Source organism: Sphingopyxis sp. GW821-FHT12F08, assembly GCF_058806755.1.
On the sequence record NZ_JBXAQA010000002.1, the window covers coordinates 83,899 to 105,324 of the forward strand.

Annotated in this window: 25 protein-coding genes; 11 read left to right on the forward strand and 14 right to left on the reverse strand. The window is 67.5% G+C overall.

Annotation, left to right across the window (positions count from 1 at the left end; genetic code table 11):
• Nucleotides 1–174 precede the first annotated feature (174 nt).
• From AC1RNQ_RS05380 to AC1RNQ_RS05400, 5 genes are all read left to right on the forward strand, one after another.
• Nucleotides 175–444, forward strand: coding sequence for a flagellar biosynthetic protein FliQ (locus tag AC1RNQ_RS05380; protein WP_058808057.1), 270 nt, complete (start codon nucleotides 175–177; stop codon nucleotides 442–444).
• A 213-nt stretch (nucleotides 445–657) separates the two neighbouring features.
• Complete coding sequence (fliR, locus tag AC1RNQ_RS05385; protein ID WP_493169533.1) at nucleotides 658–1,437, forward strand: flagellar biosynthetic protein FliR; 780 nt, start codon at nucleotides 658–660, stop codon at nucleotides 1,435–1,437.
• Nucleotides 1,438–1,440: 3 nt separating this feature from the next.
• Entirely contained in the window at nucleotides 1,441–2,580 is a 1,140-nt protein-coding gene (locus AC1RNQ_RS05390) for an EscU/YscU/HrcU family type III secretion system export apparatus switch protein (protein WP_493169535.1), read from the forward strand.
• A gap of 304 nt (nucleotides 2,581–2,884) precedes the next feature.
• Nucleotides 2,885–4,252, forward strand: a complete 1,368-nt coding sequence (gene fliD, locus AC1RNQ_RS05395; RefSeq protein WP_493169536.1) for a flagellar filament capping protein FliD — start codon at nucleotides 2,885–2,887, stop codon at nucleotides 4,250–4,252.
• Nucleotides 4,253–4,263: 11 nt separating this feature from the next.
• Nucleotides 4,264–4,653 (forward strand): flagellar export chaperone FliS, encoded by a 390-nt coding sequence (locus AC1RNQ_RS05400; protein ID WP_493169537.1) that lies wholly within the window; start codon nucleotides 4,264–4,266, stop codon nucleotides 4,651–4,653.
• Nucleotides 4,654–4,910: 257 nt separating this feature from the next.
• Here the strand turns inward: AC1RNQ_RS05400 and AC1RNQ_RS05405 are convergent, their stop codons facing one another.
• The 14 genes from AC1RNQ_RS05405 to AC1RNQ_RS05470 all read right to left on the reverse strand — a co-directional run bounded on the left by AC1RNQ_RS05405 (nucleotide 4,911) and on the right by AC1RNQ_RS05470 (nucleotide 15,927).
• Nucleotides 4,911–5,975: a sigma-54 interaction domain-containing protein gene (locus AC1RNQ_RS05405; RefSeq protein ID WP_493169538.1), complete on the reverse strand. Its 1,065-nt coding sequence runs from the start codon at nucleotides 5,973–5,975 to the stop codon at nucleotides 4,911–4,913.
• 194 nt (nucleotides 5,976–6,169) lie between these two features.
• Complete coding sequence (locus AC1RNQ_RS05410) at nucleotides 6,170–7,027, reverse strand: flagellar motor protein MotB (RefSeq protein WP_493169540.1); 858 nt, start codon at nucleotides 7,025–7,027, stop codon at nucleotides 6,170–6,172.
• Nucleotides 7,027–7,890 (reverse strand): flagellar motor stator protein MotA, encoded by an 864-nt coding sequence (motA, locus tag AC1RNQ_RS05415; protein ID WP_493169541.1) that lies wholly within the window; start codon nucleotides 7,888–7,890, stop codon nucleotides 7,027–7,029. The genes AC1RNQ_RS05410 and motA overlap by 1 nt, the downstream gene beginning before the upstream one ends.
• A gap of 296 nt (nucleotides 7,891–8,186) precedes the next feature.
• Nucleotides 8,187–9,014, reverse strand: a complete 828-nt coding sequence (locus AC1RNQ_RS05420) for a flagellin (protein WP_493169543.1) — start codon at nucleotides 9,012–9,014, stop codon at nucleotides 8,187–8,189.
• Between the two features lie 15 nt (nucleotides 9,015–9,029).
• Nucleotides 9,030–10,355 carry a flagellar hook-associated protein FlgK gene (gene flgK / locus AC1RNQ_RS05425; RefSeq protein WP_493169545.1) on the reverse strand — a complete coding sequence of 442 codons (1,326 nt, stop codon included), beginning with the start codon at nucleotides 10,353–10,355 and terminating at the stop codon, nucleotides 9,030–9,032.
• The gene (locus AC1RNQ_RS05430) at nucleotides 10,352–10,669 is read right to left on the reverse strand and encodes a rod-binding protein (protein ID WP_493169546.1); all 318 of its coding nucleotides are present in this window, start codon (nucleotides 10,667–10,669) and stop codon (nucleotides 10,352–10,354) included. Before AC1RNQ_RS05430 ends, flgK begins: the two co-directional genes overlap by 4 nt.
• Complete coding sequence (locus AC1RNQ_RS05435) at nucleotides 10,666–11,736, reverse strand: flagellar basal body P-ring protein FlgI (RefSeq protein WP_493170585.1); 1,071 nt, start codon at nucleotides 11,734–11,736, stop codon at nucleotides 10,666–10,668. Before AC1RNQ_RS05435 ends, AC1RNQ_RS05430 begins: the two co-directional genes overlap by 4 nt.
• A 60-nt stretch (nucleotides 11,737–11,796) precedes the next feature.
• Nucleotides 11,797–12,474: a flagellar basal body L-ring protein FlgH gene (locus tag AC1RNQ_RS05440; protein WP_493169548.1), complete on the reverse strand. Its 678-nt coding sequence runs from the start codon at nucleotides 12,472–12,474 to the stop codon at nucleotides 11,797–11,799.
• The gene (gene flgG / locus AC1RNQ_RS05445) at nucleotides 12,455–13,243 is read right to left on the reverse strand and encodes a flagellar basal-body rod protein FlgG (RefSeq protein WP_493169550.1); all 789 of its coding nucleotides are present in this window, start codon (nucleotides 13,241–13,243) and stop codon (nucleotides 12,455–12,457) included. Before flgG ends, AC1RNQ_RS05440 begins: the two co-directional genes overlap by 20 nt.
• Before the next feature lie 11 nt (nucleotides 13,244–13,254).
• Nucleotides 13,255–13,998: a flagellar basal body rod protein FlgF gene (locus AC1RNQ_RS05450; protein ID WP_493169551.1), complete on the reverse strand. Its 744-nt coding sequence runs from the start codon at nucleotides 13,996–13,998 to the stop codon at nucleotides 13,255–13,257.
• A 35-nt stretch (nucleotides 13,999–14,033) separates the two neighbouring features.
• Nucleotides 14,034–14,861: a flagellar hook-basal body complex protein gene (locus tag AC1RNQ_RS05455; RefSeq protein WP_493169553.1), complete on the reverse strand. Its 828-nt coding sequence runs from the start codon at nucleotides 14,859–14,861 to the stop codon at nucleotides 14,034–14,036.
• A gap of 4 nt (nucleotides 14,862–14,865) precedes the next feature.
• The gene (locus AC1RNQ_RS05460; RefSeq protein WP_493169555.1) at nucleotides 14,866–15,180 is read right to left on the reverse strand and encodes a flagellar hook assembly protein FlgD; all 315 of its coding nucleotides are present in this window, start codon (nucleotides 15,178–15,180) and stop codon (nucleotides 14,866–14,868) included.
• 1 nt (nucleotide 15,181) lies between these two features.
• Entirely contained in the window at nucleotides 15,182–15,592 is a 411-nt protein-coding gene (flgC, locus tag AC1RNQ_RS05465) for a flagellar basal body rod protein FlgC (protein ID WP_493169557.1), read from the reverse strand.
• The gene (locus tag AC1RNQ_RS05470; RefSeq protein WP_493169558.1) at nucleotides 15,589–15,927 is read right to left on the reverse strand and encodes a flagellar basal body rod protein FlgB; all 339 of its coding nucleotides are present in this window, start codon (nucleotides 15,925–15,927) and stop codon (nucleotides 15,589–15,591) included. Before AC1RNQ_RS05470 ends, flgC begins: the two co-directional genes overlap by 4 nt.
• A gap of 274 nt (nucleotides 15,928–16,201) precedes the next feature.
• On the opposite strand from AC1RNQ_RS05470, the gene AC1RNQ_RS05475 reads away from it, so the two are divergent.
• The 6 genes from AC1RNQ_RS05475 (at nucleotide 16,202) to AC1RNQ_RS05500 (ending at nucleotide 21,385) form a co-directional block, all read left to right on the forward strand.
• Nucleotides 16,202–16,708, forward strand: coding sequence for a flagella basal body P-ring formation protein FlgA (locus tag AC1RNQ_RS05475; RefSeq protein WP_493169560.1), 507 nt, complete (start codon nucleotides 16,202–16,204; stop codon nucleotides 16,706–16,708).
• A 304-nt stretch (nucleotides 16,709–17,012) separates the two neighbouring features.
• The gene (flgM, locus tag AC1RNQ_RS05480) at nucleotides 17,013–17,315 is read left to right on the forward strand and encodes a flagellar biosynthesis anti-sigma factor FlgM (RefSeq protein ID WP_493169561.1); all 303 of its coding nucleotides are present in this window, start codon (nucleotides 17,013–17,015) and stop codon (nucleotides 17,313–17,315) included.
• Complete coding sequence (locus AC1RNQ_RS05485) at nucleotides 17,312–17,617, forward strand: hypothetical protein (protein WP_493169563.1); 306 nt, start codon at nucleotides 17,312–17,314, stop codon at nucleotides 17,615–17,617. The genes flgM and AC1RNQ_RS05485 overlap by 4 nt, the downstream gene beginning before the upstream one ends.
• 81 nt (nucleotides 17,618–17,698) lie before the next feature.
• Nucleotides 17,699–18,526: a transglycosylase SLT domain-containing protein gene (locus AC1RNQ_RS05490; RefSeq protein WP_493169565.1), complete on the forward strand. Its 828-nt coding sequence runs from the start codon at nucleotides 17,699–17,701 to the stop codon at nucleotides 18,524–18,526.
• Nucleotides 18,523–20,649 (forward strand): flagellar biosynthesis protein FlhA, encoded by a 2,127-nt coding sequence (gene flhA, locus AC1RNQ_RS05495; RefSeq protein ID WP_493169566.1) that lies wholly within the window; start codon nucleotides 18,523–18,525, stop codon nucleotides 20,647–20,649. The genes AC1RNQ_RS05490 and flhA overlap by 4 nt, the downstream gene beginning before the upstream one ends.
• A complete protein-coding gene (locus AC1RNQ_RS05500) occupies nucleotides 20,639–21,385 on the forward strand; it encodes a sigma-70 family RNA polymerase sigma factor (RefSeq protein WP_493169568.1) in 747 nt (248 codons plus the stop codon). The genes flhA and AC1RNQ_RS05500 overlap by 11 nt, the downstream gene beginning before the upstream one ends.
• Nucleotides 21,386–21,426 lie beyond the last annotated feature (41 nt).

A 21,426-nucleotide genomic window follows, 5' to 3' on the forward strand; every position in this document is an offset into this window, starting at 1 on the left:
CCGCGACGCTGCTCAGCGGGCTGCACAGCGCAACCCCTTCGGGGCGGGCCGATTTTGGCCCATTGCGGCGTTGCTCGTCGGGCACGATGAACCACATCGCGCCTCTCCTCGCGCCTTGCACTGGGCCAAAATCGGCTCCGTCAAGGCGGTTCAATCCCATGTTGGTAGACCCTAATGGAAGCCGATTATTTCGTCGGCGTGGCGCAGCAGTCGCTGTGGATCCTCGCGCTCGCGACCGCGCCTTTGCTCATCCCGATCCTGATCGTCGGCGTGCTGCTCGGCATGGTGCAGGCGGCGACCTCGATCAACGAGCAGACGCTGACCTTCGTGCCCAAGCTGATCGTCGCCGCAATCTGCCTCGCGATCTTCGGCGGCAGCATCCTCGTGCTGCTCACCGATTTCACCCGCGAGATCTTCGCGCAGATCCCGACGCTCGTCCGATGACCGGCACCTCCCCCCTTCCCCTCCCCCTTGATGGGGGAGGCAGCGAGACTTGGCGGCGAAGCCGCCTAGTCGCAGCGGTGGGGGTGCGCTCGCGGCCTCAAGCTGCGGTGCAAGGGCGCACCGTCACCCCCATCCAACTCCGCCTAGCCGCTCCGCGGCAAGGCTTCGTATCCTTCCCCCATCAAGGGGGAAGGTAAAGCCGCCCGGACAAGTATGAACCCCGCCGACATCCCCAATGTGGAGGCGATGCTGCAGCTGTGGATGCTCGGCATGATCCGCCCCGGCGCCTGCTTCCTCGCGGCGCCGGTGTTCGGCGCGGCGAACGTCCCCGTCCAGCTCCGCCTCGTCATCGCGCTCGCGGTCGGCGTGCCCGCGGTCGCCGCGTCGGGCATGACCCTGCCCCCCGAAGGCATCGTCTCGGTCCCGGGCTTCTTCCTCGTCATCGGCGAGGTCGTCATCGGCCTCGCCATGGGCTTCGTGCTGCAAATGGGGCTCGCCGCGGCGCTGCTCGCGGGCGAGACGATCAGCAACGCGATGGGTCTCGGCTTCGCGTCGATGATCGATCCCTTGAGCGGTTCGTCGAGTTCCGCGATCGGCCAGTTCCTCTCGATGCTGGCGACCGCGATCTTCCTCGCCGCCGACGGCCATCTGGTGCTGATTTCGATCATCGTCGACAGCTACAGCGCGCTGCCGCCCGGCAATGCCTTTCCTTCCTGGGAGACGATCGGCGGCATCATCCGCTTCGGCAGCCTGATGTTCGCCGCGGGGCTGACCATCGCGCTGCCCGTTGGTTTCGTGCTGATCCTCGTCCAGATCATCATGGGCGTGATCGGCCGCTCGGCGCCCGCGCTCAACCTGTTCGCGGTCGGCATCCCGGCGACCCTGCTCGCCGGCGTCGTGCTGCTCGGCGTCGCGACCCCGGTGATGGCCGAGGGGCTAGCGCAGATATTGTCCGACGCGCTCGACGCCGCGCGCATGGTCGCGGGGGGCTGAGCCATGGCGGGCGCGACCGAGAAGGACCAGAAGACCGAACTTCCGACGCCCAAGAAGCTCGCCGATTCGGCGCGCGAGGGCGACGTGCTGCAGTCGCGCGAACTCGCGACCGCGCTGATGATGCTCGTCGCGGCGGGCTGGCTGGTCGCCGCGGGCGGCTGGTTCATGCGCACCGCAGGCGAGCTCGTCTCGCGCGGGCTGACGCTCGATCGCGGCGACGTCACCGACTTCGCGCCCGGCGAGGCGCTGCTCCGCAACGGCGCCGAGGTGCTGCTGCCGCTCGCCAGCCTGTTCGCCGCGGCGCTGCTCGCGGCCTTCGCTGCGCCCGCGCTGCTCGGTTCGATGGGCTGGCGCGGCAAGGCGCTCGCCTTCAAGGGCAATCGCATGAACCCGCTGAGCGGCCTCAAGCGCATGTTCGGGATGCAGGGCGCGACCGAGCTTGCGAAAGCGCTCGCCAAGGTGCTGCTGCTCGGCACGATCGGCTACTGGTTCGTCGCGAATAACCTGCCCGCGATCCTGCATCTCGCGTCGAGCGACCTCCATTCGGCGATCGGCCTTGCCGGAGAGGCGGTCGGCCGGGCGGTGCTGACGATGGCCGGCGGCCTCGTGATCATCGCGCTGATCGACGTGCCCGTGCAATGGCTCCAGCGGCGCAAGCGGCTGATGATGAGCAAGCAGGAAATCAAGGAAGAGATGCGCCAGTCCGACGGCGCGCCCGAGCTCAAGCAGGCGCAGCGCCAGCGCGCGCACGAGATGCTGAGCGGATCGGCGCGCAAGGCGGTGTCCGAAGCGACGGTGATCCTGACCAACCCGACGCATTTCTCGGTCGCCTTGCGCTATCGCCCCGGCATCGACGCCGCGCCGGTGGTCGTCGCGCGCGGCCGCGGCGAGGTCGCGCTCGCGATCCGCGAACTCGCGCGCGGCACCGACGTGCCGATCCTCGAATATCCGCAGCTGGCGCGTGCGATCTATTTCACCGCGCGCGCCGGTCGCGTGATCCCCGAGGAACTCTTCGTCGCGGTCGCGACGATCCTCGCCTTCGTCTTCCGCCTCGAACGCGCGGCCGCCGAGGGTCCGGCGCAGCCCGACATCGAGGTGCCGGCAACGCACTGGTTCGATGCGGATGGGCGGAAGCAGGCTTAGGTCCGGTTTTGGGCGTTAGCGGCCGTTCCCAGCCCCTCCTCTTCAGAGGAGGGGGTGCGAGACTTACGAACTTGTTCGTTAGTCGCAGCGGGGTGGTGTTCGCGGCTGGGCGTAAGCCTTCGGCCACCACCCCGTTCGACTAAGGCCCGGCTACGCCGGACCAAGTCTCTCTGCCCCTCCTCTGAAGAGGAGGGGTTTTAGGTCTGAAATCCACCCCAATCCCGCCTCCTGCGCACAAAACCCACACCCAACCCGCTTAATCTCCCCCACGCGCTGCCGTTAACAGCTTCGAAGGATAGCGCGCATGGTCAGCTCAATCGCCAACAGTCTCGGCTTCGGATCGGGCATCGACACCCAGCAATTGGTCAAGGACCTCGCCGCCGCGTCGCGCGAGCCCAAGGTCGAGCGGGTCACCGAACTCGTCAATAAGAACCAGGTCAAGATCAGCGCGGTCGCGCAGGCCAAGTCCGATCTCGAGGGCTTCGCAAATTCGCTGAGCCAGATGGTGTCCGACGGCACGCTGCGCAGCACGCCCACGGTCTCCGACGACAGCGTGCTGAGCGCCACCTCGCGCGCCGGCCTGTCGGCCGACAGCTTTGCCGCGACGATCGAGGTCACTCAGTTGGCGCGCGCGCAGACCGCCTATTCGGCCATCGTCGCCGACAAGACGGCGGCAATCGGCCAGGGCACGATGACGCTGACCGTCGGCGGGGTCGCGAAGACGATCACCATCGACGCGACGAACGACAGCCTCGACGGCCTCGCCAATGCGATCAACGCCAGCGGCGCCGGAGTGAGCGCGTCCATCGTCGCCGACGACGGCGGGTACCGCATGATCCTGAAAGGCCCGACGGGCGCCGCGAACAGCTTCACGCTGGAGACCGCGACTCCTGCGCTGAATGCCTTCGCTTATGGCTCGGGCGGCGGCATGACGCTGGGCCAGAGCGCGACCAACGCCGAATTCACCCTCGACGGCGTCACCTTCAGCCGCGCCTCGAACATCGTCGACGACGTCGTCCCCGGCATGTCGCTGACGCTCAAGAAGGCCGCGCCCGGCCAGCCGGTCGACATCGGCGCCAGCCGCCCGCTCGACATGATCAAGCAGACCGTCGCCGACTTCGTCGACGTCTATAACCAGGTCAAGAAGAGCCTGCAGTCAGCATCGAGCATGTCGGGCGCGACGACCGGGCTCCGCGAACTCGAACGCGAGCTGTCGGCGCTGATCAGCAAGGCGCTGACCAGCCACGGCAGCATCAACAAGCTTAGCGACATCGGCATCTCGTCGACCCGCGACGGGCTGCTGTCGCTCGACAGCGCCAAGCTCGACAAGGTGCTGGCGTCCGACGCCGGCGCGGTCGAGGCGATCTTCAACCCGCGCCGTGACGCGACGCACACCGAAACCAGCGATCCCGGCATCGCCTTCGCGCTCGACGCGATCCGCGACAGCGCGCTCGCGACCGACGGCGTGCTCGAGCGCGTCACCAAATCGCTCGCCGACCGCGGCGAGACGCTCACCGAACAGCTCGAAAAGATCGAGGAGCGCGAGGAGGCTTATGCCGCGCGGCTCGAAAAGCAGTTCGGCGGGCTCGACGCCAAGCTCGCAGCGCTCAAGGCGACCCAGACCTATCTCGAACAGCAGATCGAGATGTGGAACAACCAGAATAACAATTGAGGGTGTCCGCCGTGCCAGCCACCGCCTCGACCGTCCGCGCGACCGGCCTCTATCGCCGCATGCAGAGCGAAAGCCGCGCCGCGGCCGCCGACCCCGTCGAACTCGTCACGATGCTCTACGACGAGCTGGAGATCGCGGTCGGCGTGCTCGCGGCGATGGTGCGCCAAGGACAGCGGATCTCGGCGACCGAACCCGCGCACCGCGCGCGCGCGATCCTGATCGGGCTCGATGCCGGGCTCGACCATGAGGCCGGCGGCGACGTCGCGGCGGCGCTGACGCGCGTCTATGGCAGCATGCGCCGCAAGCTCGACAAGGCGGTCGCGGCGAACGATGCCGAGGGGCTGGGCGAGCTGCTCGAGGGCATCCAGACGGTAAGCGGCGCCTGGCGGCAGTTGCGATAGATTCTCGTACGATAGCGGAGCTTTGTCTCCCCTCCCTGCAAGGGAGGGGCTGGGGGTGGGTTGCCGCCGTAGGCGGCGCTCTTTCTTTCGGCTCGCTACGCTCGCACCCACCCCTAACCCCTCCCTTTCAGGGAGGGGAACAACAAAAAAAACGTCGGCACCGGCTCGCTCCCCTGCCCCGCGACCAAGGTGGGGACTGGTATGGGGTGGGAAGCGAACCGGTGCCGATTCAGCGGCACTGAGACGGGTGGGGACGCTCAGGCTGCCTGTTGCTGAACTCCATATTTGCGCATCTTTTCGATGAGCGTGGTGCGCTTGAGCGTCAAAAGGCGCGCGGCTTCCGAAATGATGCCGTCGGCGAGGTCGAGCGCGACGTGGATCTGCTCGAGCTCGATCGTCTCGATCTCGCGCTTGAGGTCGATCGGGCGGCCCGGTGCCGGCGCCTTGGCGAAGGGCATCGCCGGCGTGCTGTCGTCCGCGCTGGCCTCAGCCGCGACATAGCCGGTGGGGATGGCCTGTCGCGGCTGAAGCGCTGCGGTGGGGTTCAAAAGAATAACGACGTCCTCGGCGCCGAGCGTCTCGCCGCCGTGCAGCACGCTGGCGCGCTCGACGAAGTTGCGGAGCTCGCGGACATTGCCCGGCCAGCGGTGCCGCATCAGCAGCGCCATCGCGGCCTCGTCGAAGCGGCACTTCGCCTCGCCGGGCATCTTGCGCTGGAAATGGCGGATCAGCGCGGGGATATCCTCGACGCGGTCGGCCAGGCTGGGGACCTGGAGGACGACCACGCCGAGCCGGAAGAACAGATCTTCGCGGAACTTGCCATCGGCGATCGCGGTGCCGAGATCCTGGTGGGTGGCCGAGATGACGCGGACGTCAACGGCCTTCACGTCGCTGCTGCCGACGCGGACGATCGTCCGCTCTTCGAGCACGCGGAGCAGTTTGACCTGCATGTCGAAGCGCATGTCGCCGATTTCGTCGAGGAAGAGCGTGCCGCCCTCGCTCGCTTCGAAATGGCCGATGCGGCGGGCATGGGCGCCGGTGAAGCTGCCCTTTTCATGCCCGAACAATTCGGATTCGATGAGGTCGCCGGGGATCGCGCCGCAGTTGATCGCGGAAAAGGCCTTGCCCGAACGGACGCCTTCGTCGTGGATCGCGCGGGCCACCAGTTCCTTGCCCGAGCCCGACGGGCCGCAGAGCATCACCGAGGCGTTCGAACGCGCCACGCGGCGGATCATGTCGCGCAGTCGCTGCGCCGCGGGGCTGTGCCCGATGATCAGCATTTCCAGGGCAGCCTGGTCGCTGCCGTTCCCCACCTTGGTCATTTCGGTCTCCACCGCGCCCCCCGAATTCGGCGCTTCTCGATGACCAGAGAGATTGCGGAATCTGGTAAACAAACTGCTAACCAAACAGACCTAACTCTTTCAAAACAAATAGTTATTGCCAATCTGGCGGCAACGGCGACGGAACTGCGTCGTTAAGGATTTCGATGCTGCCAGATTGGCACCAATTCTTGCCGCTACTGGCCGCCGGTGTCCCAGCCGAGGGTGACCGAGATGCGGCGGTTGCGCGGATCGAATCGGTCCGACGGGACATAGGGCTCGGTATCGGCGGCCCCCTCGATGCGCGCGAAGCGGTCCGAACCGATGCCGCGATAGGCCAGATATTGCCGCGCCACTTCCGCGCGCTCGACCGACAGGCGCCAATTGTTCATCCCCGTCTTGGCCGACCAGGGGCTGGCGTCGGTATGGCCGCGGATCATCACCTGGTTCGGAACCTCGGCGACGATCCTGGCGATCTCGGCGAACAGCCGCGTCGCGTCGGGGGTCAGCTGGTTGGTGCCGACGACGAACATCGAGAAATTGGCGTCGTCGACGATGTCGATGCGCAGCCCCTCGCGCGTCTCGGTAAAGCGGATGTTGGGCGCCAGCCGGCGGATCTCGCTCTTCGCCTGCACCTCGCGCAGCAGCGATTTGGCGAGCTTCTGGAAATTGGCGCGCTGCATCTCGCGCCCCGATGCTTCGCGCGGCCCGCCCTCGGCGTCGCGCGGGATGGTCATCGACTTGGTGCCCGTCTGCGCCGCGCCGTGCGGATATTTGTCGGCGGCGACCAGCGAGTCGCCCCCGAACAGCCCGGTCGCGCCCGCGGTATCCTGCTTGGTCTGGACGATCGTCGGCGCGAAATAGTCGGCGAGCGCTTTGCGCTGCTTCTCGGTCGTCGCGCCGAGCAGCCACATCAAGAGGAAGAAGGCCATCATCGCGGTCACGAAGTCGGCATAGGCGACCTTCCATGCGCCGCCATGATGGCCGGCGTGCGGCGCCTCGATGACCTTCTTGACGATGATCGGCCGTAAGGGCGTATTCGGGCGCGCGGCCATCAGCGACCTCGCATGCCATCAAAGACTTCCGCGAAGCTCGGCTGGTTGTCATGGTCGACGCCCGAGCGCGCGGCTTCGATCACCAGCGGCTGCGGATGGCCGTGGAGCGAGGCGATGATCAGTTGCTTGACGGTGTGATAGATGGCGGCGTCGCTTTCGATCACCGCGCGCGCGCGGCTGGCGAAGGGACCGACGAAGCCATAAGCGAGGAGCACGCCGAGGAAGGTCCCGACGAGCGCCGAGCCGATCATCGCGCCAAGCACCTCGGGCGGCTGGTCGATCGATCCCATCGTCTTCACGACGCCGAGCACCGCGGCGACGATGCCGAGGGCGGGCAGCGCATCGGCCAGGCTCTGCAGCCCGTCGGCGGGCTTGATCGCATGATGGTGGTGGTTCTTGATCGCGCTGTCCATCACCTCCTCGACCGCATGCGGATCGAGCGTGCCCGACGACACGACGACGAGGCGCAGCGTGTCGCAGATCAGGTGGACCAGTGTCTGGTCCTTGAGCAGCCGCGGATATTGCTGGAAGATCGGCGAGCTCGCCGGATCCTCGATATGCGGTTCGACCGCGACCGGCCCCTCGGTGCGCATCATCTTCATCAGCGTCGAGACGAGCAGGATGCAGTCGAGATAGTCGGCCTTCTTGTAGTTCGGCCCCTTGAACACCTTGGTGAAGCCGCCACCCAGCGCTTTCAATTCCTTGCCCGAATTGCCGATGATCAGCGATCCGACCGCAGCGCCGCCGATGATCAGCATTTCGTGCGGCAGCGCGTGGAGCACGGGCTCCAGATTGCCCCCGGTCAGCGCGAATCCTCCGAAAACCAGCAGGATCAAGACGATGATGCCGATGACGGGGAACATGCTGAATAACTCCAGTCGGGGGCTTATGCCCCCGGCAAAAAAAACGGGACGTCTTGATGCTTAACGACAGCGGCGGCGAAAGATTTAGGGGATCGGGCGAAATTGCCCGTGCGACCCAAAGCCCTCTCCCCTTCAGGGGAGAGGATAGCGAAGCTTGCTCCGGCAGGAGTTAGCGGAGCTTGGAGAGGGGGATGCCGTCATACCCCTCTCAACTTCGGCTAGCCGGTAAACCGGCAAGCCTGCGTATCTCTCCCCTGAAGGGGAGAGAGCGGAAAGTGTCCGCCCAACCGAAATAATCAGCTCAACAAATCGAACAGCGTCTGCCGGTTGATCCGCGCGAAGGCCGCCTGCGCGGCGTCGAGCGTCAGTTTCTGCGCGTTGAGTTCGGCGATCGCGACCGACAGGTCGGTGTCCTCGACCACCGACCGTTCGTCCGCGAGCGTGATGCCGCGCGCCTCGAGGCTGTCGCCGATCCGTTCGAGCCGGCCGGCCGAGAGGCCCATCGCGCCGCGCTGGTCGGCGACATGCGTGATGGCGCTCTGCAACCGGTCGAGCGCGGTGTTCATTCCGGCCTGGTCGTTCGCCGCGATCGCCGTGGCGGCGTCGCGCAGCCCGGTCGACAGGCTGTTGCCGCCTATGACGAAGGCGTCGCCCGCCGACGGGATCGGTGCGAAGCTGATATCGGCGTCGAAGCGGACCTGCTTGGCATTGGCGGCGAACAGCGGCTCGCCGTTGGAATCGCGCGTCGCGGCGAAGCCGTCGATCTCGTCGGCGATCGCCGACAGTTCGGCGGCGATGCTCGCGCGGTCGGCGGGGTTGGTCGTGCCGCTCGCCGCCGACAGCGTCAACTCGCGCGCACGCGTCAGAAGATTGCCAACCGAACCCAGCGCGGTGTCGGCCTGCGACACCTGCGCCGAAGCGGTCTTGACGTTCGCGGCCCAGGTCACGGCGCTCGCCTGCGCCTTGCCGATCGTCGCGATGCGGCGCGACACGACGGGATCGTCGGAGGCGCGGAGCAATTTCTTGCCGCTCGAAATCTGCGTCTGGATGCGGTCGAGCGCATCGGAGAGCTTCGACTGGCGCGCGATCTCGCGCGTCATGCGGTTGCCAACGGCGTTGATCATCGTGGCGCCCTTTCCTTAAATCGCGCTCAGCAGCGCTTGCATCGTCTCGCGCGCGACCTGGATCGTGCGCGCGGCGGCCGAATAGGCCTGCTGAAAACGCAGCAGGTCGGCGGCTTCCTGGTCGAGGTCGACCCCGCTGACATTGTCGCGCGCGGCGGCGGCGCCGTCGGCGCGCGTCGCCACGGCGGCGGCCTGCGCGCCCGCCGAGGCGGTCGCCTGCGCCTGGTCGGCGAGGCGGCCCGACCAGGCGGCTTCGGGATCGTTCGCCCCGCGCATGCCGCCGATGGCGAGCATATTGCCGTTCGAACCGCTCGCATTGGCGGCGGCGACCTGATCGGGCGACAGCGACGTCGCGGTCAGCGTCGCGGCGGTAGTGCCGCTGAACAAGGGCTGCCCCGCATTGCCATTGGCGTCGGTGCCCGCCTGGTGCGCGGCGTTGAGCTGTCCCGCGAACGCTGCCGCCGCGGCGTCGAGCCCGCTGCGCTGGCCCGCGACATGGTCGGCCGCCTGCGCGAGGCCCGCGAGATTGCCCGACCCCGGGTCGAGCGCCGCGCCGCCGGCGGTGAAGCTCAGCCGCCCGTCGGCGCCGGTCGCGACCGCGACATGGGTCACCGTCGCATTGCCGACGAGCATGTCGCCCGACGAGGCCGCGCGCACGGTCACCGCACCCTTGGCGTCATAGCTGGTAGTCACCGGCATCTGCGACGAAATCTGGTCGACCAGCCGGTCGCGCTCGTCGAGCAGGCTCGCCTCGTTGGTCGAGCCCGGGCGCGCCTTGCGCAGCCCGTCGTTGATCCGCTCGAGCGCGTCGAGATTGGCGTTGAGTTCGCCGACCGCGGTTCCGGCGGCGCCCGAAATGCCCTCGGACATGCCCGCCAGTTCCTTCGCCGTGCTCTGGAACCCCGTGGCGATATCCTTTGCGGTCTGCAGGAATTCGGCGCGCAGCGTGCGGTTGTTCGGATCGGCGGTCAGCTTGTCTGCGGTGGTGAACAGCTTGGTGAGGCCTGTCGAAATGCCATTGCTGTCGTCGCTCAGCGCATCTTCGGTCCGGTTCATCCACGACAGCCGCGTCGCCGCGCGTTCGGCCTCGCCCGACGAGGTACGCGCGTCGTCGATCAGCCATTTGTCGACCGAGCGGCTGAGCCCGCCGATCGCGACGCCGCCGGCGCGAACATTGGCGCGGATCAGCGGCGAATCGCCCGCCCCCGCCGCCTCGCGCAGCGCAAGGGTGCGGCGCGCATAGCCCGGCGTCTGGGCGTTGGCGATATTGTCGCCGATCGTCGTCATCGCACGCGAATAGGCCTTGAGCCCGCTCGCGCCGATGCTGAGGAGATCGCTCACTGCACGCCTCCACCAAGGTTGCTCGGGCCACTGCCCGTAAGCCCACGGAACTGGCGTTCGACCATGTCGGCGATGCCGAACTGGCGCATCGCGGCGATGCTGTCGGCGGTCTTGGCGTCGGCCATTTCGCGAAAATTGTCGGTCGCGCTCGATCCGAAGATATCGTCGCCGAGCTTCGCCTGGCGCATCGACGCCATCAGCTGACGCAGGATCACCGCTTCGAAAGCCTCGGCCGCCTTGCGCAACCCGCCGTCACCGCCGCCGGCGGCCGCGGGCGTCGGGGTCGCCGACGAGAAGGAGATGGGCGTCGTCATATGATCACCAGTTCAGCCGTGAGCGCGCCGGCCTGGCTCAGCGCCTCGAGGATGGCGACGAGGTCGCCGGGGGGAACGCCCATGCGGTTGATCGCATCGACGAGTTCGGAGAGCGACGCGGTCGGCTGGACCAACATCATCGGACGATATTCCTCGGTGACCTCGACGTCGCTCGACTCCTCGACCGCGGTCTGGCCGCGGCTGAACGGCGCCGGCTGCACCACCGTCGGCGATTCCTTGATCGACACGGTCAGCTTGCCCTGCGACACCGCGGCGGTGCCGACGCGCACCGCGCCGTTGATGACGACCGTGCCGGTGCGCGCGTTGACGATCACCTTGGCGGGCGGCTCGGTGCGCCGGACGCCGAGGTTCTCGATCTGCGACATCAGCCGCATCCGGGCGTCTCCTCCACCCGCGGCGCGGATCGCGATGCTGGCGCCGTCGATCATCGACGCGCTGCCCGGGATCGCGCCGTTGATCGCGTCGGTTACCGCCTTGGCGTTGGTTGCGTCGAACTGATGGAGGTTGAAGGTCAGCATCTCGCTGCTGGCAAAGCCCGTATCGACCGCGCGCTCGACGGTGGCGCCATTGGCGATCCGCCCGCTCGACGGCACATTGACCGTCAGCTTCGACCCGTCGGCGGCATCGACCCCGAGCCCGCCGATGACGAGATTGCCCTGCACCATCGCATAGATCTGGCCGTCGGCACCATAGAGCGGCGCGAGCACCAGCGTGCCGCCGCGCAGGCTCTTGGCCTTGCCGATCGCCGAGACGGTGACGTCGAGGCGCTGGCCGGGCTTGGCGAAGGGCGGCAACTCGGCGGTGATCATCACCGCCGCGGCATTCTTCAGCGCCGGGTTGACGCCCGCGGGGAGCGTCAGGCCGAAACGCTGCACCGCGCCCTTCATGCCCAAGGTCGAATAGTCGAGGCTGTCGTCGCCCGTGCCCGCAAGCCCGACGACGAGGCCATAGCCGGTCAGCTGGTTGGCGCGCAGGCCCTGGAACTGGCCCATGTCCTTGATGCGCTGCGCCTGCGCCGGCACCGCGAAGGCGAGGCTGGCGATCAGGAGCGCGAGGAAGGTGAGAAAGGCGTGACGCTGGCGCACTGGTTGGTCCCTTTGCGGCTGTCAGAACGGGCTGATGATCGAGAAGAATTTCTGCAGCCAGCCCTGCTGGCTGGCGCGGGCGATCTCGCCCTTCCCGGTGTAGCGGATGTGCGCGTTGGCGACGCGGGTCGACAATATGCGGTTGTCGGGGGTGACGTCGGCGGCGCGGACGAGGCCCGCGATCTGGACGCGTTCGTCGCCGCGGTTGAGCGTGATCAGCTTCTCGCCCTTCACCAGCATCGTGCCGTTCGGATAGACCGCGGCGACGGTGACGGTGACTTCGCCCGACAGCATGTTCGACTGCGCGGCGTCACCCTTGCCCTTGAATTCGGACCCGCCGCCCATCGCAACATCGCTCGGACTGAACAGCGACAAGGGGCCGGTGGTCGGCGGGGTCAGCCCGAAGCTGCCGTCGCGGTTGGTTCCCGCGCTGTTGCTCTTCGCCCCGATCGTGCGCTCGACGAGCTGGATGGTGAGAATGTCGCCAACCTGCCCCGCCCGCGCGCCCGAGGTGAGCGCGACATAGCTGCCCTGGAAGATCGAGCCATTGGCCGGCGGCGCCGGCGGCACCGGGTCGGGCAAGGTGACCGAAAAGGCGTCGGGCGCGATCTTGTCCTTTTTCGCCTCGGCCGCGGCCGGAACCGCGAGCAGGCCGAAGAAGAGCGCGCCGGAGACGAGCTTAGAGAGTCTGGGTGGCATTTTTCAGCATCTCGTCGGTGGCCTGGATCATCTTCGAATTGACCTCGTAAGCGCGCTGGGTCTCGATCATGTCGACGAGCTCCTCGACGACATTGACGTTCGATCCCTCGAGCATCCCGCCGCGCAGCGTGCCGCGGCCTTCCTCACCCGCGGCGCCGACCAGCGGCGCGCCCGACGCAGCCGTCTCGACCAGGATATTGTCGCCGATCGCCTGCAGCCCCGAGGGGTTGGCGAAGCGCGCGATCTCGATGCGGCCGAGTTCGGTGGGCTCGGCTTGGCCGGCGATCGTGGCGGAGACCGTGCCGTCGGCGCCGATCGCGACGCCGGTGGCATCCTCGGGGACCTGGATCTGCGGCTGGATCGGCTTGCCGTCGGGGGTGATGATCGTGCCGTCGGCCGAGCGGTTGAAATTGCCCGCGCGGGTATAACCCATGCGCCCGTCGGGCATCTGGACCTGGAAATAGCCGGCACCCTCGATCGCGACGTCGAGCGCATTGCCCGTCGTCTGCAGCGTGCCCTGCGTATCCATGCGCGAGGTGCCCGCGAGTTCGACCCCGGTGCCGAGGTTGAGCCCGGTCGCATAGCGGTTCTCCGCCGACGAGGGCGCCCCCGCCTGCGTCATGATCTGGTATCCGAGCGTCTCGAAATTGGCGCGGTCGCGCTTGAAGCCCGTGGTGTTCACGTTGGCGAGGTTGTTCGCGATCACCTGCATCCGGAAGCCCTGGGCATCCAGACCGGTTCGTGCGACGTGCAGGGCACCATAGCTCATCTATTTTCTCCTTAACGGGGCAGCGCCATCAAATTCGCGGTCGAACTGTCCATGTCGCGCGCGTCCTCGATGAGCTTCAATTGCGAATCCCAGGCCTTGCTGGCCTCGATCATGTCGACCAGGGCGACCGTCGCGGTGACGTTCGAGCCCTCGATCGAGCGGGTGATGACGCGGGCCTCGGGATCGTCGGGCAATATGCCGCCACCCTTGACGCGGAAGAGATTGTCGAGCCCCTTGACGATGTCCGATCCCGTCGTGGTCGCGAGCCGCAGGCGATCAACCTCCAGCGGATTTTCGGGATCGCCGCCGGCGGGCACGACGAAGACGCGTCCTTCCTGGTCGATCTTGATCGAATCTGCGGGCGGGATGGTGACCGGACCCTGCGCCCCCTGCACCGGATGGCCGTCGCCGGTGGTGAGCAGCCCGCTCGGCGAGACCTGCAGGTCGCCGCGGCGGGTATAGGCTTCCTCGCCGTTCGGCGCCTGGACGACGAGCATCGCTTCGCCGGCCATCGCGATGTCGAGGTCGCGCCCGGTCGCGGTGATCGTGCCGGCGCGCATGTCGGCGCCGACGACTTCCTCCGACGCCATCGCGCGCCCGCCCATGCCGCTGCCGTGCAGCCACAAGGACTGCGCCTCGGCCATGTCGGCCCGGAAACCCGGGGTCTGGGCGTTGGCGAGGTTGTTCGCGATCGCCGTCTGCCGGGCCATGCTGCCCCGCATCGCGGTGAGGCTGGTATAGATGACGCGGTCCATGGGGGTCCTTCCGGCAGGCGACGACTAAGCTTGGATCAGCGCAGGCCGATGATCGTCTGGGTCAGCGCGGACGCGCCCTCGATCGCCTTGGCATTGGCCTGGAAATTGCGCTGCGCGGCGATCAGCATCACCAGTTCCTCGGTGATGTCGACGTTCGAGCGTTCGAGCGCGCCCGAACGGATCGTGCCCATCGGGCCGTTGGTCGCGGCGTCGATCGTCGGGGCGCCGCTGTCGCCGGTCGCCTGCCAATGCGCATCGCCGACAGGGCGCAGCCCCTCCATCGCAGGGAAGGTCGCCATCGCGACCTTGCCGAGCATCTGGGTCGATCCGTCGGCAAAGGTCGCGGAGGCGAGGCCGTCGAGACCGATCGCGACGTTGACCAGCGCCGCGTCAGGGTTGCCCGCCGCGTGCTGCGGCACGACGAAGTCGACGGTCGAGGCGAGGTCGCGGCTGGTGACATTGCCGTCGGCGTCGACGGGCAGCAACTGCAGCGTCGCGCCGGTCGAGTCGATCACGCGCCCGTCGTCGAGCGGCGTGAAGGAGCCGTTGCGGGTGTAGGTGACCTGGTTGCGCGGCGGCTCGCCCTTCACGACGAACATGCCGTCGCCGATGACCGCCATGTCGAACGTCTTCTCGCTCGATTCATACGACCCCTGCGTAAACTGCTGGGTGATGCCGTTGAGGCGCGTGCCCTGCCCTACGACCGTCTTGGTCGCCTGGTTCGGCGACGCGGCGAAGATGTCGCCGAACTGCGCCTTGCTGCGCTTGAAGCCGATCGAGCCGGCGTTGGCGATGTTGTTCGATACGACCGACATTTCGGTCTGGGCACCCTTGAGGCCCGAAAGCGAGGTATAGAAAGACATGCTGTTACCCTTCCTGCGTGGTGGTGTCGGTGGTGGTGGCGGGCGTGGTCGCCGCCTTGATGTCCTTGAGCAGCTGGGTCTGCGCCGTCAGCTGTTCGGAAATCTGCTGGAGCGTGGTGTTGGTCTCGGTGATCCCGGCGAGGCTGGAGAATTGCGCCATCTGCGCGACCATCTGCTGGTTATCGACCGGGTTGAACGGGTCCTGCTGGCTCAGCTGCGCGGTCATCAGGCGCAGGAAATCCTGCTGCCCCATCTGGTTCGCGGTGCCCGGCGCGTTGAGCACCGGGTTGCTGTTGTTGCTGATGCTGTTCACGGCCATCTTACTGTCCCATCCTGAGGGTTTCGTTGATCAGGCCCTTGGCGGTTTCCAGGACCTGGACATTGTTCTGATACTGGCGCGCGGTCTCGACCATCTCGACCAGCTCGGCCGCGCTATCGACCGCGGCTTCCCAGACATTGCCGTCGGCATCGGCCAGCGGGTTGTTGGGATCGTGCCGTTTCGAGGGCGCCATCTTGGTCTGTGTGACCTGGTCGACCTGGACCGTCGCGCGGCCTTGCTGATCCATCACGGTGCGGAACACCGGCTTCATCGCGCGATAGGCGGTGCCTTCGCTGCCCGCGACGGTCCCGGCGTTGGCCAGGTTCGACGCGGTGGTGTTGAGGCGGACCAGCTGCGCCGACATGGCGCGGCCGCTGATGTCGAAGACCGAGAGGGCGCCGTTCATGGTCATTCGCCCTTCAGCGCGCGGGTCAGCGTGTTGACGCGCCCCGACAGGAAGGACAGGCTCGAACGATAGGCGAGCGCATTTTCGGCGAAGGCCGTCTGCTCGGTCGCCATTTCGACGGTGTTGCCGTCGAGCGACGCCTGCACGGGCACGCGATAGGCGATCGCGCCTTCGATATCACCGCCCTGTTGCGCGAGGTCGAGCGCCTTGGAGAAGTCGATGTCGCGCGCCTTGTAACCGGGCGTCGCGGCGTTGGCGATGTTCGACGCCAGCATCATCATCCGCTGGCTGCGCAGCTGAAGCGCGCTGGCGTGGATGCCAAAGAGCTTTTCGGATGCCATAACCTTCGTCCTTCTTCGGCGGTCCCGTCCGGCACCGGCCGGCGCAAACGCGCGGAAACACCAAGGCATGATGCAATCGGCGTGCCAAATCGGATTATTCCCCGGTTTTCCGTGCCTTGCATGGGGCCATGCCAAAAGGAGGACGGGGGCGCACGGGTGCCGGTCAAAAATCTGACGGCGGTGGTCCGGCGGACGCCGAACCCCGCGGCAAAGCGCGACTGGCACGCATCCTGCAGTCCTGCGAGCGACCATTTTGGACCGAAGGAGATGGGTCGTGAACCGCAAGATCATAACGGGCATCGCCGCTTTTGCCGCATGCATCCCCGCCGCGTCGGCGCAACAGGCCAGCGAGGACTGGCAGACGATCGATGTGCTCACCGCGATGGTAGCCAATGCGATGGGGCGCACCGCGACCCCGATCGACCGCCGGATCAAGCTCGCGCGCTGTCCCGAACAGGCGTCGGTGACCGCGATCGATGCCCAGACCCTCGCGGTCCGCTGCCCTTCGCTCGGCTGGCGTCTGCGCGTGCCGATGACCGCGCCCGCCGGCGCCAGCGCAGCGGGCGGCTTCGTCGCCAAGCCCGCCGCCGCCGCGCCGGTCATCCGCCGCGGCGACAATGTCCGCGTGACGATCGAAACCGAAAGCTTCGCGATCAGCTATGCCGCGACCGCGACGCAGGACGGCCGCGTCGGCGAGTTGATCGCGCTCAAGGGCAGCGATGCCAAATCGAGCCTCAGCGCCGTCGTCACCGGCCCCGGCCGCGCGCGCTTGGCGGACTGACCAAAATCACGCCCTCCCCTTCAGGGGAGGGCAGCGAGACTTACCAGCTTGCTGGTTAGTCGCAGCGGGTGGGGGCCCGAAACCTTGCGCAAGGTTTCGAGCCCCCACCCCAACCCCTCCCCTGAAGGGGAGGGGCTTTAGACAAGAACCCTGCCCGGGCCCGGTGGCTGTCGGTTTTCCGACGCCGCCGGGCCTTTTCTCATCTTTTTCGCGAGGGCCCGCTTAATCGCCCGCGCTTCCCGCCGTTAAAGCCCTTCGAACGCCGCGTCGATTTTCCGACGGCGGGCATAGGAAGGAGGCGCATATGACGGGAGACGGCAAGATTGGATTGCAGGTCGGCAACGTCGTGCGCCTCGGCGCCGTGCGCAAACTCGCGTCCGCCGCCACCGAGGATAAGGCCGTGCCGGCCCCGCGCCGGGCGCAGGATGCCGCCGCCGCCGGCGCCAGCCTGATCACCCTCGCCGCCGATATCGCGAACCAGCCGGTCCCGGTCGACCATGGCCGCGTCGCCGCGATCCGCGGCGCGATCGCCGACGGCAGCTACCGGCTCGACCCCGCCGCCACCGCGCGCGCGATGCTGCAGTTCCACGCCGGCGGCGCCGAATGATGATGCAGATGGACGAGGTACGGGCGCAGCTCGATGCGCTGGTCGAGGCGCTCGACGGGCACGACGCCGGCGCGATCGTCGCCGCGACCGAGGCGCTCGCGACCGCGGTGATCCTGTTCCGCAGCGCGAAGGTCCCGCCGGGGCGCGAGGAGCATGCGCGGATGCTGATCGACAAGGTCTTGCGCAAGCTCGAGGCCGCCGCGATCCGCGTCAACGTCCTCAAGGACTGGACGCGTCAGAGGATTGACAACGGCCATGCGCTGCGCGGCACCCGCGTCCAAGGGATCGCCCTGAGCTATTAATTAACCAAAGAAAGCCGTGCCTTTCCAGCGAATGGCACGATGATTGCTTTTGGTCTGCCGAATGCAGCGGGACCGAAAGCCATGACGACGATCAACAGCAGTGCAGCCGGCGGCAGGGCCTCCCCCGTGATGACGGCGGTGCAGGATGCGTCGGCGCGCACCGGGATCGATTTCGATTATCTGGTCGACGTCGCGCGCGTCGAAAGCGGGTTCAACCCGACCGCCCAGGCCGCAACCTCGTCGGCGCGCGGCCTCTATCAGTTCACCCGCTCGACCTGGCTCGCGACGCTCGACCGCCACGGCGCCGACCATGGCCTCGGCTGGGCCGCGAACGCCATCGGGCGCGACGCCGCGGGCCGGCTCTCCGTCACCGATCCGACGCTGCGCCAGCAGATCATGGACCTGCGCGACGATCCCGCCGCAGCAGCCGCGATGGCCGCCGCCTTCACCTCGGACAACCGCGCCCATCTCGAAAGCCGCATCGGCCGCGCCGCCGAGCCCGTCGACCTCTATCTCGCGCATTTCCTGGGCAGCAGCGGCGCGGTCAAATTCCTGACCGCGATGGCCGCCGACCCCGACCAGCCGGGCGCGGCGATGCTGCCCGACGCCGCCGCGGCCAACCGCTCGATCTTCTATGCGTCCGACGGCAGCATGCGCAGCCTGCAGGACATTCGCGAACGCTTCCGCGCCAAGCTCGACGCGGGCGGCGAACCCGGCTTCGTGCCCGGCGGCGCCGCCATGCCGCCCGCCAACCCCGGCTGGCGCATGCAGATGGCCAGCGCCAGCGGCACCCAGGGCGGCCGCCCGCCGCTCCCGATGATGGATATTCAACCGATGCCCAGGAAACTCTCGATGGGCTTCGCCGCCCAGGCCTATCAGCGCCTCGCCGCGCTCGGAGGCAGCGCATGAATCTGAGCTTCAACCTCCGCGACGCGGGCCGCTTCGCCGGCGCCGCCGCGCTGCCCGCGGGGATGCTGATCCTCGTCGCGCTGATGGTGATCCCGGTCTCGCCGCTGATCCTCGACATCAGCTTCGTCGCCAACATCATGATCAGCCTCGCGGTGCTGATGGTCGCGCTGTCGGCCGCCAAGCCGCTCGATTTCTCCGCTTTCCCCACGGTCCTCCTGCTCACCACCCTCTTCCGCCTCGCGCTCAACGTCGCCTCGACGCGCGTCGTGCTCGTCCACGGGCACGAGGGCACGCACGCCGCGGGCCATGTGATCGAGGCGTTCGGCCAGGTGCTGATCGGCGGCGACTATGTCGTCGGCCTGTTCGTCTTCGTCGTGCTGATGATCATCAACATGGTCGTGATCACCAAGGGCGCGGGGCGCGTGTCCGAAGTGTCGGCGCGCTTCACCCTCGACGCCCTGCCCGGCAAGCAGATGGCGATCGACGCCGATCTCAACGCCGGGCTGCTCACCCCCGACGAAGCCAAGGCGCGCCGCCAGGAAGTCGCGACCGAGGCCGATTTCTACGGCTCGATGGACGGTGCCTCGAAATTCGTGAAGGGCGACGCGGTCGCGGGCCTGCTCATCCTGTTCGTTAACATCGTCGGCGGGCTGATCCTCGGCGTGTTCAGCCATGGGCTGAGCTTCTCCGAAGCCGGCAGCACCTATGTCACGCTCGCGATCGGCGACGCGCTCGTCGCGCAGATCCCGGCGCTGCTGCTGTCGATCGCCGCCGCCGCGATCGTCACCCGCGTCACCTCGCCGCTCAACCTGTCGGACCAGATCGGCAGCCAGTTCGCGGCGCCGCACATCTGGTTCGCGGTCGGCGGCGTGCTCTTCATCCTCGGCCTCGTCCCCGCGATGCCGCAGATGCTGATCCTGCCCGCCGCGGCGCTGTCACTGACGATGGGCTGGCAGCTGCGCAAGGCGGCGGCCGCCGCCGCGGTCGTCGCCGCCGAGCCCGTCCTCGCGCCCGCCGACCCGCACCGCATCGACTGGGCCGACGTCAGCGAAGGCAGCGCCTGCCAGCTCGAGATCGGCTATGCGCTCGTCGCGCTGGTCGATGAACGCAAGGGCGCCCCGTTGATGGGCCGCATCACCGGCATCCGCCGCCAGCTGTCGAAGGAGCTCGGCTTCGTCGTCCCCGCGGTGAAGGTCAGCGACGACCTGTCGCTGCCCGGCAACGTCTATCGCATCTCGGTCGCCGGGGTGATCGTCGGCGAGGACGAGGTCTTCCCCAACGAAATGCTCGCGCTCGATTCGGGCGACCTGATCACCAAGGTCGCGGGGCGGCCGTGCAAGGACCCGACCTTCGGGCTCGACGCGCTCTGGATCCCGCGCGCCGCGCAAAACGACGCGATCGCCGCGGGCTATACCGTCGTCGATCCCGCGACCGTGGTCGCGACGCACCTCAACAACAGCATCGTCGGCTCGGCCGCCGACCTGTTCGGCATCGACGACGCGCAGGCGCTCATCGACAATCTGAAGGCGCATTATCCGCAGCTGGCCGCGAGCCTGACCCCCACCGGCTTCACGCTGCCGCGCATCGCCAGCCTGTGCAAGACGCTGCTGATCGAACGCATTCCCTTGCGCGATTTCCGCAAGATCGCCGAGGCGATGGTCGCGATGTCGGGGCAGCAGCTCGGCGAGACCGAGCTGGTCGAGGCGGTGCGCCAGCGCATCGGCGCGCTGATCGTCCAGACGATCGTGCCCAGCCGCATGCCGCTGCCCGTCGTCACCTTCACCCCCGAGATCGAGATGCTGCTCAACCAGGCGGTGCGCGCCAACCCCGGCGCCGAATGGCCGTTCGAGCATGGCCTCGCGATGAAGATCATCGACCAGGTCGGCCTGGCGGTCGAACCCCTGCTGCTCTCGACCCGCAGCTTCGCGCTCGTCGCGTCGCCGATCTGCCGGCCCGCGCTGTCGCGGCTGGTACGCGCGACCTTCCCTGACGTCGCGGTCATTTCCTACCTCGAAATCCCGGCGACCAAGGCGACCGAGATCGTCGCGACGATCGGCGCCGAAGTTCCCCGCCTCACGGGCGAGAGCGCCGACCAGATGAAGGACCATCATCATGAGAATTGAGCCCGCCGAGCAGTTCGCGCGTGCCCAGAATCGCGCCACTTCGCCGCAGGGCTATGGCGCGAGCGCCGAGGAACTGATCGACGAATATGCGCCGCTGGTCCGCAAGATCGCCTGGCAGGTCTTCTCGCGCGTGTCGCGCACGAGCGACCTCGACGATTTGATCCAGACCGGGCTGATCGCGCTGATCGAGGCGAGCCGCCATTATGAGGATCGCGGCTACGCCTTCGCCACCTATGCCTCGACGCGCATCCGCGGCGCGATGATCGACCAGCTCCGCCGCGAGGCCGATATCGGCCGCTCGGCGATGGTCGCGAGCAAGCGGATTTCGGCGGTGCGCGCCGCGCTCGAACAGAATCTGATGCGCGCACCGACGACCGCCGAAATGGCCGAAGCGTTCGACATGACCCCGCAAGAATATTTCGCGCTCGAACGCAGCGCGACCCACGGCCGCTCGACCTCGCTCGACGCGCTGGTCGACGAGGGCAGCTTCCTCTTCGCCGACGAGGGCGAGGGCGCCGACGACCGCATGGAACAGGACGATCTGCTCGAAGCGCTCGGCGCTTGCATCGCGCGGCTGCCCGAGCGCGAGCAGCTGGTGCTGCAGCTCTATTTCTTCGAGGAACTCAATCTGCAGGAAATCGGCCTGACCCTCGACGTCAGCGCGGCGCGGGTGTGCCAGATCAAGGCGGGTGCGATGGCGAAGATCGACCGGATGCTGCGTGAGATTACCGAATAGGGGGATAGGGCGGTTTTGGGGTGGTGAGCTGTCCTAAAGAT